Here is a 17,030-nt window from a genome sequence, read left to right as displayed (position 1 = left end):
ATTAGAACTTAAATGTATCCATATGCTTTAAATGGCTGCCATCTTCTTAGGGGATAATAAAAGATAAAGTTATCGCTACAAAAGCTATAGTTGAAGACTTTAAATTTCACACAAAGCTTATTGGTACAGAAAGTACCGATACGACAATGCAAAGCGCTATAAATTTTGAAGGTGCTTGGCTTTATTTATATTCATCTGCTTTATCTGGTTACTCATGATAATGACCCATCAAGGAAATTGATTGTATGTTCGAGCTATAGTGCAATTTGATCGACACATGGATATTAATGGTTGCGTCACCCTCGGCTACAAATTCCGCTTGATGGTAACCATCATTTTTCCAAATGGTGAGATTCATGCCAGAGATAATCTTTCATTATCAGCGAGTAAAACCGGAAATACTTCTAATGAAATCCAGGGAAAGTTTCGGCTTCGCGGTGGTGTATTGAATTTTTCTATTGCACTTTTTCATTACCGCTGCATTAGAGTGACTCGGTCGTTGTTGCCGTAGTCTTGCAGGGTGCTGATATTGTGCCAATGGGGAAAGGTCGCTGCATATTGGCGTAGGGAAAGGGCTTGTTGGTAGCCGTGTTCAAGTAGTAGCCAGCCGCCGGGTTTGAGATAAGTGGCGGCATGAGCGATGAGGTGGTAGAGGTCAGCAAAGCCATCATCATCGGCGATCAGTGCTGTAGTTGGCTCATACGCGAGTGCATCTAGGTGCGGATCATCAGGTGCGATATACGGCGGATTACTAATGATGAGGTCAAGGCTGTCTGGCGCAAAGGATTGCAGCCAGTCGGCACAAAGCAAAGTGAGGTTGTTTATAGCACAACGGTCACGGTTGGCGGTGGCAATAGTCAAGGCATTGCGACTGCGGTCAGTGGCAATCACTTGTGCTTGCGGGCGTTCACTGGCAATGGCAAGGGCGAGTGCGCCACTGCCTGTACCAAGGTCTGCAACTATGGCAGGTTTTTCTACTGGCAGACGTGCAAGAGCCGCTTCAACGAGACATTCGCTATCACCACGTGGGATAAGTGTATGTTGATTGACGAGTAGGTCTAGGGTGTAAAAAGGTTGGTGGCCAAGAATGTAGGCAATCGGCTCACCACCACAGCGGCGAGCAGCGAGTTGATTAAGCGTACTTATTGTCTCGCTGGTAAGTTTGGGGTTATGGATACGCTGACGAGTGGGGCTAAGCCCAGTGACAGACTCAGCAAGAAGCCGCGCATCATACTCGGGACTCTCGCCTCCGAGGTCGTGTTGGCGTGCGGCAATCCACTCACTGAGATACATATCAGCCGTTTTGCAGGTCGAGCAGGGCGTTGGTTTCCTGTTCCTGCTGCAAGGGTTCTATGACGACGTCTAGCGCACCTTCAAGGATTTCGCTGAGCTGATAAAGAGTAAGGTTGATACGGTGATCTGTGACGCGCCCTTGTGGGTAGTTATAAGTACGGATACGTTCGCTGCGGTCACCACTGCCGACGAGGCTTTTACGCTCAGCAGCTTGCTCTGCTTCTGCGGTTTGGCGTTCGGCGTCGAGCAGCTTTGCTTGCAGCCAACTCATTGCTTTGGCGCGGTTTTTGTGCTGCGAGCGCTCTTCCTGACATTCGACGACGGTGCCGGTTGGGATGTGCGTGATGCGAATGGCCGAGTCGGTTTTGTTAATATGCTGTCCGCCTGCACCAGATGCGCGGTAGGTATCGATACGCAAATCTGCCGGGTTAATTTCAATCGCTTGTATTTCGTCACTTTCTGGCAGGATGGCGACGGTGGCCGCAGAGGTATGGATGCGGCCGCCGGATTCTGTTTCAGGGACACGCTGCACGCGGTGTGCGCCGGATTCAAATTTGAGTGTGGAATAGACTCGGTTGCCACTGATGCGTGCGATAATTTCTTTATAACCACCGTGCTCGCCAGCATTTTCAGACAAAACTTCAACTTGCCAGCGCTTGCCTTCAGCGTATTTACCGTACATGCGCCATAAATCACCAGCAAAGATAGCGGCTTCATCACCACCAGTACCGGCGCGAATTTCCAAATAGACGTTGGCTTCATCCAGTGGATCTTTAGGGAGCATTTGCCGCTGCAGGTCTGCTTCACAGCGCTCAAGTGCTTTATTTAGTGTTTCACGTTCGCTTTTAGCGAGTTCAGCCATGTCAGGATCGTCGGCAAAAGCATCGAGATCTGCGAGTTCACCTGTGATGCGCTCGTGCTCGGCAAGGTTGGCAACAATCGGCTCAAGTTGGGACAGCTCCTGACCGTAGCGACGTAGTTTATCAGGGTCGGCAGCCGTTTCAGGATCAGACAACAGAGCGTTAAGTTCTTCATGGCGCTCGCGTAGTTCAGCAAGCTTGGTTAGGATATTCGGGTGCATAGGTTATCGCTCGTTCGAGTCTTGTTCGATGTTAAAAGTGTCCGCAACAATAGCCAGCCAATCTTTGTGATCAGGCGGAATAGCATGGACTAGCTCGCTGGGATTGTGCAAAAGTTTGTTGGTAAGCTTGTAGCTCATTTGCTCAAGTACAACGGCTGGATCTTCACCGTGTGACAGGCGGCGATAAGCTTCGTTGAGCAGTTGTATGCGGATTTGGTTAGCATTTTCGCGGATTCGTCGTACCAATTGCTGCTGAGGTTTGGATAGCAACCAGCCAATAAAATCATCGCTGTATAAATGAACCATAACTTCTGCTTCTTTGGCGGCATCTTTGCGCGCTTGAACGTTGTCATCAATGATTTGTTCAAGGTCATCAATGCCGTAGCGGAACGCCTGACCAAGTTTTTCGATGTCTTGATCAAAGTTACGCGGCATGGCAAGGTCGACATAAACTTGCAAGCTGTTGCGGCGTTTCTTCATCGCGTGCTTGGCTTGATCGCGGGTAATAAGGATATGGTCAGCTCTGGCAGTACCAAAGACCATATCTGCTTCATGTAGGTGATCGTGCAGCTGATCGAGCGAAATCGCATAAGCCCCCGTTTCCTCTGCAAGTGCTTGCGCGTTAATCAGGGTTCTATTAGCAATAATGAGGCGGCCAATATTGGTGTCTTTGAGGTAGCGTGCTGTGAGTTGGCCTGTTTCGCCCGCACCAATAATGAGTGCCGTACGACGATGGTGATCATCAAAAAACTGGTGCGTGAGCTTAACCCCGGCATAGGCAACCGATACCGGATTTTCTCCAATCGCGGTAGCATTACGCACTTGCTTAGCAATGGCAAATGCCTGTTGGTAAAGGCGGTCAAGAGTTGAACCTACACTACCGGCACGTTTGGCCAAGCGATGCGCATCTTTAAGTTGGCCGAGGATTTGAGGTTCGCCAAGGATCAGTGAGTCCAACCCGCAAGCAACGCGAAATATATGGCGAATGGCCTCACGACCTTCGTGGCAATGCAAGTGTTTGCTGATTTGCTTGATATCGACTTTCTTATATTCGGCAAGCCATGCAGCCAATGCCGGGCGATGCTCGGAGAAAATATAAAACTCTGTTCGGTTACAAGTTGATAATATACTTATTTCAGCCGCACCAAGTGCATCACAACAGTCCTGCATAATGGCTTCACACTCCTGTGGAGAGAACGCCAGCCGTTCGCGCACAGCGCTATCTGCCGTCTGGTGGCTAACGCTGAATGCATAAATAGTTGAATTGGGGGCCTCAGTGCTCAAGATGGTTCGTCATGTTTTTGTCTTCGTGATATTCTAAGCCATTTCGTACTGGCTTTCAGCTTTATGGGGGCGTTTTTGCGCTTAACCACAATAATATCCTTTTTTGCTTCCTTGGGCATCTCTTCTGCGGCATATGCGGAAGCGCCGTGGTCGCCTACTGCCAACCATCTTTACGATGCGTTAACGGCGCAGTTTCTTGATCATAGCGGTGACTATGTTGGCGCCATGGATACAATGGCCAATGTTGCACGAGATAGCCGTGAGTATGACGCGTATCGGTTTGCCTATAATTTAGCTATCGATGCCTTAAACTATGCACAAGCCGAGAAAATCGCCCGAGAGTGGGTCGCGACATTCCCTCGTGATCAAGATGCCAACTGGGCTTTGGTACGGGTTCTTCTGGCAACTGATCGCGTCAATGCTGCGTACGACGTGCTCAATATTATGCTTAAGCGCAATGCCTCACCTCATCAAATCGCGCAGCTATCGCGCTATCTCACCAACTTGTCAGATAGTAACAAGCGTCTAATCCTACTGAAACGACTCGCTGACAAATTTTCAGATAATCCTTTTTTATATTATTACGTTGGCTTGATGGCAAAAGAGCAGGGCAGAATCTCCTTGGCAATTGAGGCATTTGATCGTGCTATTGCACTGGATGGCCGTTGGCAGGAGCTGCGCTTAATGCAGGCTCAAGCACTGGCCAGTACTGGACGTTTGCAAGATGCCTCTCAGCTGATGGATGCGCTAGTCTTAGAAGACCCTGATAATGAGTATCTACTTTCGGCGTACGTCGATATATTGGTTGATCAGTATCAATGGGAAGCTGCGTTGGCGATCGTCCAAAAATGGCAGGCAATAAATCCCGATGACTTGCAACTTAAGCAGTTACAAGCATGGTTGGCCAGTAATGCGGGGCAAGTTGGTATGGCGCTGGCCTGCTATCAGGAACTACTCGATAGCGGTAATATTGATTTTGACCAATACCTGTTCAATATAGCTGGTATATTCAGCAATGCCAAAGAGGACAACTTGGCTCTGGCGATGCTGGTTCAGATTGGCTCAGAGTCCGTTTTGTATATGCTGTCGCGGCAGCAAATCGCCTTGAATGCATTTAGTAATGGAGACATCCAGCTGGGGCAGGAAAGATTTGCGGAGCTGCGGGATATTTTTCCGGACTATGCGCTTGATATGTACTTAATTGAGCTTGCTCAGCTCGATGAACATCAATATTGGCTAGCTGGCGATAAACTGCTTGATCAGGCCTTTGAGTTATATCCGCAACAGGTTGACTTGCTTTATGCAAAAGCAGAGCATTTGGTCGCACAGGGCGAAAATGCGGCAGCTATCGATGCTTTTGCTGAATTACTGGCTTTTGATCCAGCTAATATTGACGCGCTTAATGCTTACGGCTATCTACTTCTCACTGAAACTGAGCGCCATGATGAAGGTGCAGAGATGATCCGTGCGGCATTGGCAGCCTACCCTGATGCTCCCGCAATTCAAGATAGCTACGCATGGCTAAACTATTTGCAAGGGAACATCGAAGAAGCACTATTGTGGTCGCGCCGGGCATATGCAGCTTATCGACGTGGGGATATCGTGCCACACTATATCGAGATTTTATTGGCTAATGGCCAAAAAGCATTGGCAAATGAGGTTTTTAAACACGAATCCCGGGCTCAGCCGGATAACCCAGCACTTCAGGCGCTAGCCGAATATGTAGGAGAAAGTGATGATGACTAAGCGACTAATTTTTATTGGGCTCTCAGTACTTATTCTGGCTGGTTGTGCCGGGAAAGCTGTACAGTATGAATCATTTGACCCAAATAACAATTGGCAAGCTGACGGAAAGCTGGGAATTAAATACCCACGCTGCAATGAATATCGGGGTTGTACCGAGCAAGCTGTTAACGCAAGCTACGTTTGGATGCATAACCCTGCAACAGATCAACTGCAATTATTCGATCCTACCGGACAGGAGCAGCTTGCGCTGCACTATGCTGGAGATCGAGTGCAAGTTCATGAAGGTGGTCAAGTTGAAGAGATAGGAATTGATCAGCTTGCGGATAGATTAGGCGTAGCATTGCCAATTGATCAACTCGATGAATGGTTAACTACGGAACGCACGGAAAAGGAGTGGGATAGCCATGGCTGGCACGTTCGAGTTAGCGATTGGCAAGGACATTTTTATCGCAGAATGACGCTGACTCAAGGTGATTACCGCATAAGATTGGTGACTTATAACGTCAAGCCAATTTGATGCGTTACCAGTGTTAGATAGCCAATGTGAGTGGTTTCCTGATTGTATGTTGTGCTCCATCTAGAATGCTTCTGTATATTTTATTTCTGTTTTTATTTTAATTTCAGTTTGTTGGAATAATTTTTTTATTGAAGCTTGCGCTCCAAGTTCGATTTTGTATAATACGCGCTTCCTGAGATACATCAGGGTGCGCTAGCGCACAGCGAAACATCAAATTGGGGTGTAGCCAAGTGGTTAAGGCACCGGGTTTTGATCCCGGCATGCGTAGGTTCGAATCCTTCCACCCCAGCCATTCTTTATTCTTTCCGGAAGATTATTAAAGGTGAATGCCGTGTCTCGAGGCAGTATGACCGTGTTTACGGGTAACGCCAACCCGCAATTAGCCCGTCAAATCGTTCAACATCTGGGCTTACCTTTGGGTAACGCTTCAGTCAATAAATTCTCTGATGGGGAAATCCAAGTCGAATTGCATGAGAATGTACGCGGCAAAGATGTCTTCATCATCCAGCCGACTTGCTATCCAACCAACGACAGTATCATGGAGCTTTTGGTGCTTAGTGATGCACTCCGTCGTTCGTCAGCTAACCGCATTACTGCGGTCATGCCTTACTACGGATACTCACGTCAGGATCGTCGACCACGCTCGGCTCGCGTACCTATCTCGGCAAAAGTCGTTGCCAATATGATTGCAAGCGTTGGTATTGACCGCGTTATGACGCTGGACTTACACGCCGACCAAATCCAAGGCTTCTTTGACTTCCCGGTAGATAATATCTACGCAACACCGATCTTCCTGAACGACATTCTCACGCGCAACTTTGCGAACCCTATTGTTGTTTCACCAGATATCGGTGGCGTTGTTCGTGCCCGTGCTACAGCGAAGCGCGTCGAGGCGAAGCTGGCGATTATTGATAAGCGTCGCCCTCGCCCAAATGAATCTGAAATCATGAATATTATTGGTGATGACGTCAGCGGTTGCGATTGCATCATTGTCGACGACATCGTTGATACAGCAGGCACACTGGGTAATGCTGCACTAGCGCTTAAAGAGCGCGGCGCAAGTAGCGTTACTGCATACTGCACGCATGCTGTATTGTCAGGCAAAGCTGTTCAAAATATTGAAAATGGCGGACTGGATCAGTTGGTCGTTGCTGATTCTATCCCACTGCGCGAAGAGGCCAAGCAATGTGAAAAAATCCGTGTACTTTCTATCGCCGGTCTGGTTGCAGAAAGTATCCGTCGTATTCACGTAGAAGAATCAATTTCGTCACTGTTTGTGGATTAACACAAGCAGGGCAAACCATAGAGCGCTGGTCGCAAGCGCTCTTTTTTATTAACTGGAGAAAAATATGTCTCAAGACTATCGTTATGAACTGCGCGGTGAACTCCGTCAGGACAATGGGAAAGGTGCGAGCCGCCGCCTGCGTCGTGAAGGTTGGGTACCCGCTATCGTTTATGGAGGCGAAGGTGAGCCTTTGTCTATCGCCATCAAGCAAGATGAGCTGGTTAAAAATGCTCGCTTTGATAGCTTTTATTCACAGATCATTAACCTGAAAATCGAAGGTCAGGAAGATCTGGAAGTTATTATCCGCGACGTTCAGCACCACTTGTACAAGCCACTTTTCATGCACTTTGACTTCCAGCGTATCGTTCGCGGTCAAGACATGAATGCGACTGCATCATTGCACTTCATCAATGAAGAAACTTGCCCAGGTGTTAAAGAAGAAGGCGGTATTATTTCGCACTATATCACTTCTGTTGACATTATCTGCCGCCCACGCAATCTGCCAGAATACATTGAGGTAGATATGGGTGCTGCTGAAATGGGTACTGTTATTCACTTGAGTGACCTCGTCATGCCGGAAGGTGTACGTTTGGCTCAAGAGGAAGAACTGGAAGAAACAGCTGTTGCACAAGTCGTCTATCCTCAGAAAGAAGAAGAGGAAGAAGATGAAGACACTGTTGATGCTGGTGACGTTCCTGTTGCTGGTGAAGAAAGCGATGCCGAAGAAGGTGACGCTGAAGAAGGCGATAAAGAATAAGCCTGATTCAATGATTAAGCTTATAGTTGGCCTCGGCAATCCCGGGGATCGCTATGCCAAAACCCGCCATAATGCGGGTTTTTGGCTATTAGATAACCTAAATAGTCATGAACAGAGCTTGTGGAGGCAAGAAAAAAAGTTTTTTGCTGAATACAGCAAAATTTTTCTTGCCAACCAACCTTTGCATTTGCTCAAGCCGCAAACGTTTATGAATCGCAGTGGGCAATCTGTATCTGCAATTGCGAACTTCTACGATATTGAGCCTGAGCAAATACTGGTCGTACACGATGAGCTTGATTTGCCTGAAGGAACCGCCAAGCTCAAATTGGGCGGTGGGCATGGTGGCCATAATGGCTTGCGAGATATCATCAAGGCTTTGGGAAGTAAAGACTTTTACCGTTTACGTATTGGTATTGACCACCCAGGAGACCGTAATGAAGTGGTCGACTACGTGCTTAAAGCACCGGGGAAGGCTGGCCTGGCGCAAATCGATAATGCCTTGATTGATGCCGAGCGTATCCTGCCTGTTTTACTAAAAGATGGTCCCGAAAAAGCCATGAATCAGCTTCACACATGCCATTCTTGAGTAGAGGCGCATACAAGCTTGCCGTTTTTAAAAAATCTGGTTTTATCCTCATTAACAACGAGATCAAAGGAATACTTTGTCTACTAAGGTACTCCACCATTTGGTCTTTTTATTTCAATCTTTACGGATAAATATCTCTGGCTCAGTCAACTATGGTTTGGTTCTATAAAGCGCTGATATATAATGCCTAGTATTTGCCGTTTTAACAGGAGCGTCCATGGGTTTTAACTGTGGCATTGTCGGCTTGCCGAATGTGGGTAAGTCTACGTTATTTAATGCATTGACCAATGCAGGTATTGATGCACAAAATTATCCTTTCTGCACGATTGATCCAAATACGGGCATTGTTCATGTCCCTGATCCACGCTTAGATAAGCTGTCAGAAATCGTCAAGCCTGAGCGCGTGTTACCAGCGACAATGGAGTTTGTTGACATTGCCGGTCTGGTGGCTGGTGCTGCTCAAGGTGAAGGCCTTGGTAATCAGTTCCTCGCCAATATTCGCGAGACAGATGCTATTGCACAAGTCGTGCGCTGCTTTGAAAATGATGATGTGATTCATGTCGCCGGCAAAGTTGATCCTCTATCTGATATTCAGGTGATCGAATCCGAACTGATTCTTGCCGATATGGCATCACTCGAGAAAGCACAGCAGCGCCTTACCCGTGTGGCTAAAGGTGGTGACAAAGATGCCAAGCTGAAATTGGATGTCATCGCCAAATTGCTGCCCCACCTTGAAGATGGTGAGTTAGCGCGTACTTGCGATCTCAATGAAGAAGAGCGCAAAGCGACTCGTGAATTTTTCTTGTTGACCATGAAGCCGATGATGTATGTCGCTAATGTCGATGAAGATGGTGCAGATGATACTGACCACGTCCGTGCAGTTCGTGAAAAAGCAGCGCAAACAAATGCTGCTGTGGTTACTGTATGTGCTGCGATTGAGGCCGAACTTGCCCAGTTGGAGAAAGACGAACAGCTTGAGCTTCTCGCTGAATACGGGCTTGAAGAGCCGGGGCTGAATAGAGTTATTCGTGCGGGCTACGAGCTGTTGGATTTAGGTACGTATTTTACGGCTGGAGTCAAAGAAGTTCGTGCATGGACGATGCCCAAGAATGCAACTGCACCACAAGCTGCCGGAGTCATTCACACTGACTTTGAGCGGGGCTTTATTCGCGCAGAAGTTATCGCTTACGAAGACTTTATTTCCTGTCGCGGAGAGCAAGGCGCTAAGGAAGCAGGAAAATGGCGTCTTGAAGGCAAAGACTATCACGTCAAAGAAGGGGATGTTATCCACTTCCGCTTCAATGTATAAACAAAATTAGATACTGATTAACTTGAGGAAAATTTATGGCTAATTATTCAACTAATGAATTTCGTGGTGGTTTGAAGATCATGCTTGATGGCGATCCATATACTATTGTTGAGAATGAGTTCGTCAAGCCAGGTAAAGGCCAAGCATTTAACCGTACTAAAGTGCGTAACTTGAAATCCGGTCGTGTATTGGAAAAGACATTTAAATCTGGTGATAGCGTTGAAGCAGCAGACGTTCATGAAACAGATATGCAGTATCTGTATAAGGATGATGACAACTGGTATTTCATGGACCCAGAAAGCTTCGAGCAATTACCAGCGCCTGCAAGTGCGGTCGTAGATGCCGAAAAATGGATGCGTGAACAGGATATGTGTACTGTTATTCTGTGGAATGGAAATATCATCAGTGTAACAGCACCGAATTTCGTTGACCTGCGTATTGTTGAGACTGATCCGGGTCTGCGTGGTGATACATCAGGTGGTGGCGGTAAGCCAGCGACTTTGGAGACAGGCGCAGTTGTGCGTGTGCCGTTATTTTTGTCCATTGATGATGTAATCCGCGTTGATACGCGCAGCGGTGAATATCTCGGACGTGCAAAAGAATAGTGGTGGTATACGATATGCACTTTTAGCGTATCGCATTGTATAACAGTGATCTAAGCCATTTGGCTTTTAAGGAGAAGAGTATGCAAAGAGTCTTTATGCGCAGCACATGGCTTATGACGCTGTTGGTATTGATGTCATGCGTGACAGTGAATATTTACTTTCCTGCTGCAGCGGCTGAAAAAGCGGCTGACAGCATTATTCAAGATGTCTGGCATGAGCAGCAAAGTAATAATGCGGTGTCTTCACCAGTAAAGGGTGAGCCAACGCTATCCTATACAGTATTTAGCCCACGTATTTTGGTCTTGGCATTGTTAGATGGTCTGAGTAATACCGCTCACGCTCAAAATGTTAATTTTAGTGCTAGCTCGCCACAAGTCGAGCAAATTAAAGACCGAATGGCTGGGCGCTTTGCCAAATTAAAGCCCCTATTTGAAAGCGGTGCTGTTGGACTGACAGATAATGGTTATCTCGCTATACGCGATGCCTCTGCTGCTCCGATGGCACTACGCGCACAAATCAGCCAGTTAGTTGATGCTGAAAATGCAGACCGTAAAGCGCTGTATCAGGCTATTGCGGATGCAAATAATCAGCCCGGCTGGTTCAAGCAAATCCAAAACACTTTTGCTAGCCGCTGGATCTCTCAAGCACAAAATGGCTGGTGGTACCAATCTGGTGGTCGCTGGACTCAGAAATAGGTGCTCCATTGCTTAATAATATTCTCGTTTTTGATATTGAAACTGTCGCGGATATCGATGCTTATCGTCTCTTAAAGGGTGGCTTGCCCGAGCTAGATGATCAAGATACTTATCAACTGATGTGTAGTGAGCGCTTGGCTGATACTGGTAATACCTTTATGCGCCATCACTTGCAAAAAGTAGTGGCTATTTCTTTGGTCATGAAAACAGCCAATGGCGTGCGGCTTTGGTCGTTAGGGGATGAAGAGAGCAGCGAATATGAGCTAATCAGCCGCTTTTTCCAAGGGATTGATAAATTCAGCCCAACATTGGTTAGTTGGAACGGTAATGGCTTCGATCTTCCTGTATTGCAATACAGGGCCTTATTCCACGGTATTAATGCACAGCGTTATTTTGAAATTGGCGATGATGATCGTGATTTCCGCTATAACAATTATCTCTCCCGCTTCCACTGGCGACATATTGACATGATGGACGTTCTATCTGGCTTTCAGGCACGAGCAAGCGCAAGCTTGAGTGATATTGCCAAATTATGTGGATTTCCTGGGAAGCTGGATATAGATGGCTCCGCCGTTCAAACGATGTGGGATGAGGGTAATATTAGTGATATTCGCCATTATTGCGAAACAGATGTACTAAATACCTATTTGGTCTATTTGCGCTTTGAGTTACTGCGCGGCCAGATTTCTGAACATGAATGTCAGCGTGCAATTGGAGAAGTGCAAGAATTGCTTTCTCGCAGCGAAGCTGAGCATTTGCAATATTTCCTACAGGCATGGGCTGCGTTGAGCAATGGATAGGTCATGAGCAACGAACGTCATAAAAATGTCATTTATCGGGTACAGTTTCAAGCTAAGGATAGTCATTACGATCTTTATGTTCGCCATGTCTACCCAGCTGATATGGCTGGCTTCATCTGCCTTGAAGATTTCGTGTTTAATGAGGAAAGTCAATTATTAATTGATCCACGTAGTGAAAAATTACGCAATGAGTTTTCCAATGTAGAAACGGCTTTTATTCCTTATCACCAGATTCAGAGAATTGACCAAGTTAGCAGAGCTGGGGAATCTCGTATTGACAATCAGCCTTCAGAAGTAGCCAAAATAAAACCATTCCCAACAAAAAATTAACTTAAGCATCATTGGATTGCACAATATCTGTGCTAGTATTAATTCGTTTTCATAACTCATGTTCCATTAAGGAGATACACGATGAAGAAAGGATTAATGTATGCAGTATTGGTCGCAGCTGGCTTGTTAACTGCATGTTCAGAGGAAACTGAGCAGAAGAGTAAAGCGGCAGCAGAATCTGCGGGTGAAGACGTTAAAGCTGCAACTAACAAAGCAGCAGCAGAAACTAAAGAAGCTGCTCAGGCTACTAAAGACAAAGCTTCTGAATTGGCTCAAGATGCTAAAGAAGCCGCTGATAAAGCTGGTCAGAAAATCAGTGAAGCTGCTGACGTTGTCGCAGAGAAAGCATCTCATGCAGCAGAAGACCTGAAAGAAAGCACAGCTGAACTTGGTCAAGACATCAAAGAAGGCTTGAATGCTGCTGGAGAAAAGATCGATAACGCTACTGATCATGCTGCTCATGAGACTAAAAAAGCAGCCAGCGAAGTAAAAGCCGAAGCTAACGAAGCAGCAGAAAAAGCATCTCAGGCAGCTGCGGAAGCAAAAGCCAATGCAAATGAGATAGCAGCTGAAGTTAAGACCGAAAGTACTGAAGCCGCAGTAGAAGCAAAGCGTGATGCTGAGGCTGCTACAGATAAAGCTAAAGAAGCGGCAGCTGAGGCTAAGAAAGAGGCCGAAGTAAAGGCGCAAGAGGCTGCTGATAGCGCTGTTGAAACCAAAGAAACAGCAGGCGATAAAGTACAAGCTGCTTTGAATAAAGCTGAAGAAGTTGCAAAAGATGCCAAGGATGAAGTTGCAGCAGCTGCGGCAGCAGCAGGTGATAAGTTAGACGAAGTAACCAAAGCAGCTGACCAAAAATTGCGTGGAACACAAAACTCAGCGAAGCCTGTTGTCCCAGTTGATCAGGTAGGTGCAGTTGATAAAAGTGCTGATAAACCAGTAACTGCAACTACTCCTGAGCCTAGCTCTACGACTACTAACTGATAAATATCAGATTAGTACTACCAAAAAGCCCGCTATCCTGCGGGCTTTTTATTAATGAATTTCTATCGAGTAGATATTATCAGTAGTGCAGCTATGGTATCGAAGTAATCCCCAATTTATTTTTGCCCACAAGCACGCTTTACCGTTGGCTTTTCCCTGCAAGCTCAATGAAGCCACATAGATAATCTATCTCGCTATCTTGCTCACGGATGCCGACGTGGATGTGTTTATGAATGCCATTTTTACCCAACTGTAAGCAGGTTACTTCTATATGTGCGGCCTGTTGCTCAACGAGCCAACCCGGTAATGCGGCAACACCCCGTCCAGCAGCAACCAGTTCCAGCATGATTTCGCTGGTTTCAATGGTTTTGTGTTTGGCGACAGAAGCATTTGCAGGCCTCAGAAACTGATTAAAGATATCCAGCCGCTCTGTCGGTACAGGATAGGAAAAAAGCGTTTCGTCAGTTAGGTCGTCAGGCTCAATCATTTTTTTCGCCGCGAGTGGGTGATCTTTGCTGACGACCAGTTTTTGCTCAAAAGCGAATACAGGGCTAAATATTAAGCCTTCTTTCTGGACAGGATCGGGGGTGATCAGAATATCGACTTCATGGTTAATCAATGCGGCAATACCCTGGAATTGGAATTGTTGCTTCACATCAACATCAACCTCGGGCCAGTCGTGCAAAAATGGATTGACTACTGTGAGCAGCCAGCGATAGCAAGGATGGCACTCCATACCGATGCGTAAACTGCCTCTGCGTCCTTCTGCAAACCCGCGTAATTCATCTTCAGCAAATTCAAATTGTGGCAATAAACGACAGGCAACATCGTGTAAACGCCAGCCAGCTTGAGTTAAGCGCAAGCGTCGGCCTTCTTTGTGCCATAAGGCAATACCCAACTGCTCTTCAATTTTCTTGATTGTATGGCTGAGTGCTGACTGAGTAAGGAATAGCGATTCTGCGGCTTTGGTTAAAGTGCCGTGTTCGACTACAGCACGGATAATGGCAAGGTGGTGTCGTTCGAGCATGACGTTTACTGCTGTAATTTTAAGGTGTTTGGCATTATGCCTCAATTGTATGAGGATTAGCATGCCAATCAGGAATATAAACGTTACAATATCTTTTTATTAATAGTTTGGAGTTTATATGGCAGTTCCGAATGCATCTGTACTACGTGTTGGTGGTGGTACTTTGATTATTACCGGTACGATTATGGGCGCCGGTATGCTTGCTATCCCTACAGCAATGGCTGGGATATGGTTTTTGCCATCAGTTATTGTGTTAAGCCTGACTTGGCTGTGCATGATGACCTCTGGCTTGCTGATTCTTGAGACGAATATGCACTATGCGCAAGAGGCAAGCTTTGCCACGATGGTGCGCGATCTGCTGGGGCCGTTTTGGCATGCACTCAATGGCTTTGCCTTAGCTTTTGTGCTCTATATTTTGACCTACGCCTATATTGCTGGCGGCGGTGATTTAACGCGCAGTAACCTTAACTCACTACTTGGTACAGATAGTGTGCCATTTTGGGCCGGGCAGACGTTATTCTTTCTCGTTCTTGCCGGATTGGTTTGGTTTTCGACGCAATGGGTGACGCGCTTTAATGCTGTATTGATTGGCGGTATGGTTTTGACGTTCTTTATGGCGTGTGGCGGTATGCTTGGTACGACCTCAAGTGCTAATTTGTTTGCTACTGGTGATCTGGGCGGTAGCTGGGTGTATGTTTGGCCTGCATTGCCAGTGGCATTGGCTTCTTTTGGCTTTCATGGCAATGTCCCAAGCTTGCGTAAATACTTTGCCGGGCGTGCCAAGCCGGTTGCCATATCAGTGCTTGCCGGTAGCTTGATTGCATTGGTGATCTATATTTTGTGGCAGATTGCGGTGCAAGGTAACGTTTCACGTGCGGCATTTGCACCAGTGATCGCTGCTGATGGCCAGCTTTCTTTATTAATCCATACCGTTGCCAGTGATGAGCGTGCAGCAGATGCTTTGGCGTTTCTGTCGTTATTCAGTTATTTGGCTATTGCAACTTCTTTCCTCGGCGTCACACTGGGGCTATTTGACTTTATTGCGGATGTGTTTGGTTGGCATAACGGTGCAAAAGATAAGGCGAAGACAGCTGCAGTGACATTTTTGCCACCATTTTTATTCTGCTTATGGAAGCCATATGGATTTGTCAGCGCCATTGGCTATGCCGGATTAGCGGCGACAATTTGGGTGGCAATTATTCCAGCCATGATGGTTTATGTTGCGCGTAAGCGCTTTGGAAATGGTGGTTTTCGAGTGCCGGGCGGCAATGTCACTGTCGCCATTATTATGCTCTTCGGATTACTCAATATTGCAGCACATTTCCTCGTACAGTTTGGTGTTGTCCCAACGTATGCACCTTGATTACTTTGCAAAGAAAGCACCGGCTAGATCGGTGCTTTTTTTAGGTATAAAGGGTATTTAAGCCGTCAAGACTTAAGCATTCAAAGCCTTGGCGATGATTTCCAGCCCTTCTTCAAGGATTTCATTTTCGACCGTCAGGGGCACCATGATACGGATGGTGTTTCCGTACATACCGCAGCTGGCAAGCATCAAGCCATTGTCTTTAGCATGTGCGATCAGTGCTTTGGTCTTGTCTGCATCGGCTTCTCCGTCAGCATTGATGATGTCGAATGCGAGCATCGCACCTTTATAGCGAATATCACCAATAATACTGATGCCGCTTTCTTTCTGTTCTTGCAGGAATGCAGCAATCCGTTCACCGATTTGCTTGCTGCGCTCGAGCAGGTTTTCTTCTTCAAATACGTCCATGACCGCCAATGCAGCCGCAACCGCAATCGGGCTACCAGTGTACGTACCGCCCAAGCCGCCCGGATCTGGTGCATCCATGACTTCGGCTTTGCCGATTACACCGGAAAGTGGATAGCCACCAGCAAGGCTTTTTGCTGTGGTGAGCAGGTCTGGCTCGATACCAAGTTGCTCAGTGGCGTACAGCGTGCCGGTACGCCCGAAGCCGGATTGTACTTCGTCACAAATCAACATAATGCCGTGTTCGTCGCAGATTTTGCGCAGTTTTTGTGCAAACTCAGGGCTCATGGCATGGAAGCCACCTTCACCTTGCACTGGTTCAAAAATAATTGCGGCCACTTGTGACGGATCAATATCTGTCTTGAAGCGCATTTTCAGCGCTTTGAGCGACTCTTCTTCACTGACGCCCAGCACTTCAGCAGGGTAAGGAATGCGGAAAATACCGCCCGGCATTGGCCCAAATTTTTGCTTGTACGGGGTCATTTTGCCAGTCAGTGCGAGCGTGAACACGGTACGACCGTGGTAGCCGCCATCAAAGGCTATTACACCATGGCGACCGGTATATGCGCGGGCAATTTTCACTGCGTTTTCGACGGCTTCAGCACCGGAGTTGAAAAACACGGTTTTTTTCGGCGTACTACCGGGGGCTGCGGCATTGAGTCGCTCCGCAAGCTCGACATAAATTTCATAGCAGGCAATTTGCGCCGCAGTATGAGAAAACTTGTCGATTTGCGCATGCACGGCGGCTGTGATCTTTGGGTGGGAATGACCCGTATTGAGTACGGAAATACCACCGATGAAATCAATGTAGCGATTGCCTTCTACATCCCACAACTCGGCATTTTTAGCTTTTTCGGCGTAAAACGGAAAAGCAATGCCAAGGCCGCGTGGAACGGCGGCTTCTTTGCGCTGCTGTAGTGCCTGATTGGTTGTCATGTTTGTCTCCAGTTTGAGTTAGTCTGG

17 protein-coding genes and 1 tRNA gene are annotated in these 17,030 nt (G+C 47.0%); 13 read left to right on the top strand and 5 right to left on the bottom strand.

Translation table 11 applies throughout. The features are described 5' to 3' along the window. Positions 1 to 471: 471 nt before the first annotated feature. From prmC to hemA, 3 genes are read right to left on the bottom strand one after another with little or no spacing between them, the layout of a single operon-like run. Positions 472 to 1,293 (bottom strand): peptide chain release factor N(5)-glutamine methyltransferase, encoded by an 822-nt coding sequence (prmC, locus tag KRX19_01980; protein ID MBV7433780.1) that lies wholly within the window; start codon positions 1,291 to 1,293, stop codon positions 472 to 474. Between the two features lies 1 nt (position 1,294). Further along, complete coding sequence (gene prfA / locus KRX19_01975) at positions 1,295 to 2,374, bottom strand: peptide chain release factor 1 (protein MBV7433779.1); 1,080 nt, start codon at positions 2,372 to 2,374, stop codon at positions 1,295 to 1,297. Positions 2,375 to 2,377: 3 nt separating this feature from the next. Then, positions 2,378 to 3,658, bottom strand: coding sequence for a glutamyl-tRNA reductase (gene hemA, locus KRX19_01970; GenBank protein MBV7433778.1), 1,281 nt, complete (start codon positions 3,656 to 3,658; stop codon positions 2,378 to 2,380). Between the two features lie 75 nt (positions 3,659 to 3,733). Between hemA and KRX19_01965 the strand changes: the two genes are divergently transcribed. The 12 genes from KRX19_01965 to KRX19_01910 all read left to right on the top strand — a co-directional run bounded on the left by KRX19_01965 (position 3,734) and on the right by KRX19_01910 (position 13,272). Then, a complete protein-coding gene (locus tag KRX19_01965) occupies positions 3,734 to 5,404 on the top strand; it encodes a tetratricopeptide repeat protein (protein MBV7433777.1) in 1,671 nt (556 codons plus the stop codon). Beyond that, entirely contained in the window at positions 5,394 to 5,921 is a 528-nt protein-coding gene (locus KRX19_01960) for an outer membrane lipoprotein LolB (GenBank protein MBV7433776.1), read from the top strand. Before KRX19_01965 ends, KRX19_01960 begins: the two co-directional genes overlap by 11 nt. 216 nt (positions 5,922 to 6,137) lie before the next feature. Next, positions 6,138 to 6,213: transfer RNA gene (locus KRX19_01955), tRNA-Gln, on the top strand. Between the two features lie 54 nt (positions 6,214 to 6,267). Beyond that, complete coding sequence (locus tag KRX19_01950) at positions 6,268 to 7,206, top strand: ribose-phosphate pyrophosphokinase (GenBank protein ID MBV7433775.1); 939 nt, start codon at positions 6,268 to 6,270, stop codon at positions 7,204 to 7,206. Positions 7,207 to 7,270: 64 nt separating this feature from the next. Beyond that, positions 7,271 to 7,963 carry a 50S ribosomal protein L25/general stress protein Ctc gene (locus tag KRX19_01945; GenBank protein ID MBV7433774.1) on the top strand — a complete coding sequence of 231 codons (693 nt, stop codon included), beginning with the start codon at positions 7,271 to 7,273 and terminating at the stop codon, positions 7,961 to 7,963. Positions 7,964 to 7,973: 10 nt separating this feature from the next. Next, positions 7,974 to 8,549, top strand: a complete 576-nt coding sequence (gene pth / locus KRX19_01940) for an aminoacyl-tRNA hydrolase (GenBank protein ID MBV7433773.1) — start codon at positions 7,974 to 7,976, stop codon at positions 8,547 to 8,549. A 217-nt stretch (positions 8,550 to 8,766) separates the two neighbouring features. After that, positions 8,767 to 9,858, top strand: coding sequence for a redox-regulated ATPase YchF (gene ychF, locus KRX19_01935; GenBank protein MBV7433772.1), 1,092 nt, complete (start codon positions 8,767 to 8,769; stop codon positions 9,856 to 9,858). Between the two features lie 35 nt (positions 9,859 to 9,893). Further along, positions 9,894 to 10,463, top strand: a complete 570-nt coding sequence (efp, locus tag KRX19_01930) for an elongation factor P (protein ID MBV7433771.1) — start codon at positions 9,894 to 9,896, stop codon at positions 10,461 to 10,463. 80 nt (positions 10,464 to 10,543) lie between these two features. Further along, positions 10,544 to 11,158 carry a YdbL family protein gene (locus KRX19_01925; GenBank protein ID MBV7433770.1) on the top strand — a complete coding sequence of 205 codons (615 nt, stop codon included), beginning with the start codon at positions 10,544 to 10,546 and terminating at the stop codon, positions 11,156 to 11,158. Continuing rightward, positions 11,143 to 11,958, top strand: coding sequence for a 3'-5' exonuclease (locus KRX19_01920; GenBank protein ID MBV7433769.1), 816 nt, complete (start codon positions 11,143 to 11,145; stop codon positions 11,956 to 11,958). Before KRX19_01925 ends, KRX19_01920 begins: the two co-directional genes overlap by 16 nt. Positions 11,959 to 11,961: 3 nt before the next feature. Continuing rightward, the gene (locus KRX19_01915; protein ID MBV7433768.1) at positions 11,962 to 12,288 is read left to right on the top strand and encodes a DUF1820 family protein; all 327 of its coding nucleotides are present in this window, start codon (positions 11,962 to 11,964) and stop codon (positions 12,286 to 12,288) included. An 81-nt stretch (positions 12,289 to 12,369) separates the two neighbouring features. Then, entirely contained in the window at positions 12,370 to 13,272 is a 903-nt protein-coding gene (locus KRX19_01910; GenBank protein ID MBV7433767.1) for a hypothetical protein, read from the top strand. A 139-nt stretch (positions 13,273 to 13,411) separates the two neighbouring features. Here the strand turns inward: KRX19_01910 and KRX19_01905 are convergent, their stop codons facing one another. Further along, positions 13,412 to 14,299 carry a LysR family transcriptional regulator gene (locus KRX19_01905; GenBank protein ID MBV7433766.1) on the bottom strand — a complete coding sequence of 296 codons (888 nt, stop codon included), beginning with the start codon at positions 14,297 to 14,299 and terminating at the stop codon, positions 13,412 to 13,414. A gap of 118 nt (positions 14,300 to 14,417) precedes the next feature. On the opposite strand from KRX19_01905, the gene KRX19_01900 reads away from it, so the two are divergent. Continuing rightward, entirely contained in the window at positions 14,418 to 15,662 is a 1,245-nt protein-coding gene (locus KRX19_01900; protein ID MBV7433765.1) for an aromatic amino acid transporter, read from the top strand. Positions 15,663 to 15,734: 72 nt separating this feature from the next. Here the strand turns inward: KRX19_01900 and gabT are convergent, their stop codons facing one another. Then, complete coding sequence (gene gabT / locus KRX19_01895; protein MBV7433764.1) at positions 15,735 to 17,003, bottom strand: 4-aminobutyrate--2-oxoglutarate transaminase; 1,269 nt, start codon at positions 17,001 to 17,003, stop codon at positions 15,735 to 15,737. Between the last annotated feature and the right edge of the window lie 27 nt (positions 17,004 to 17,030).

It is taken from the genome of Cardiobacteriaceae bacterium TAE3-ERU3, assembly GCA_019218315.1.
Lineage (GTDB): Bacteria > Pseudomonadota > Gammaproteobacteria > Cardiobacteriales > Cardiobacteriaceae > JAHUUI01.
This window is presented reverse-complemented; position numbering and strand designations above follow the sequence as displayed.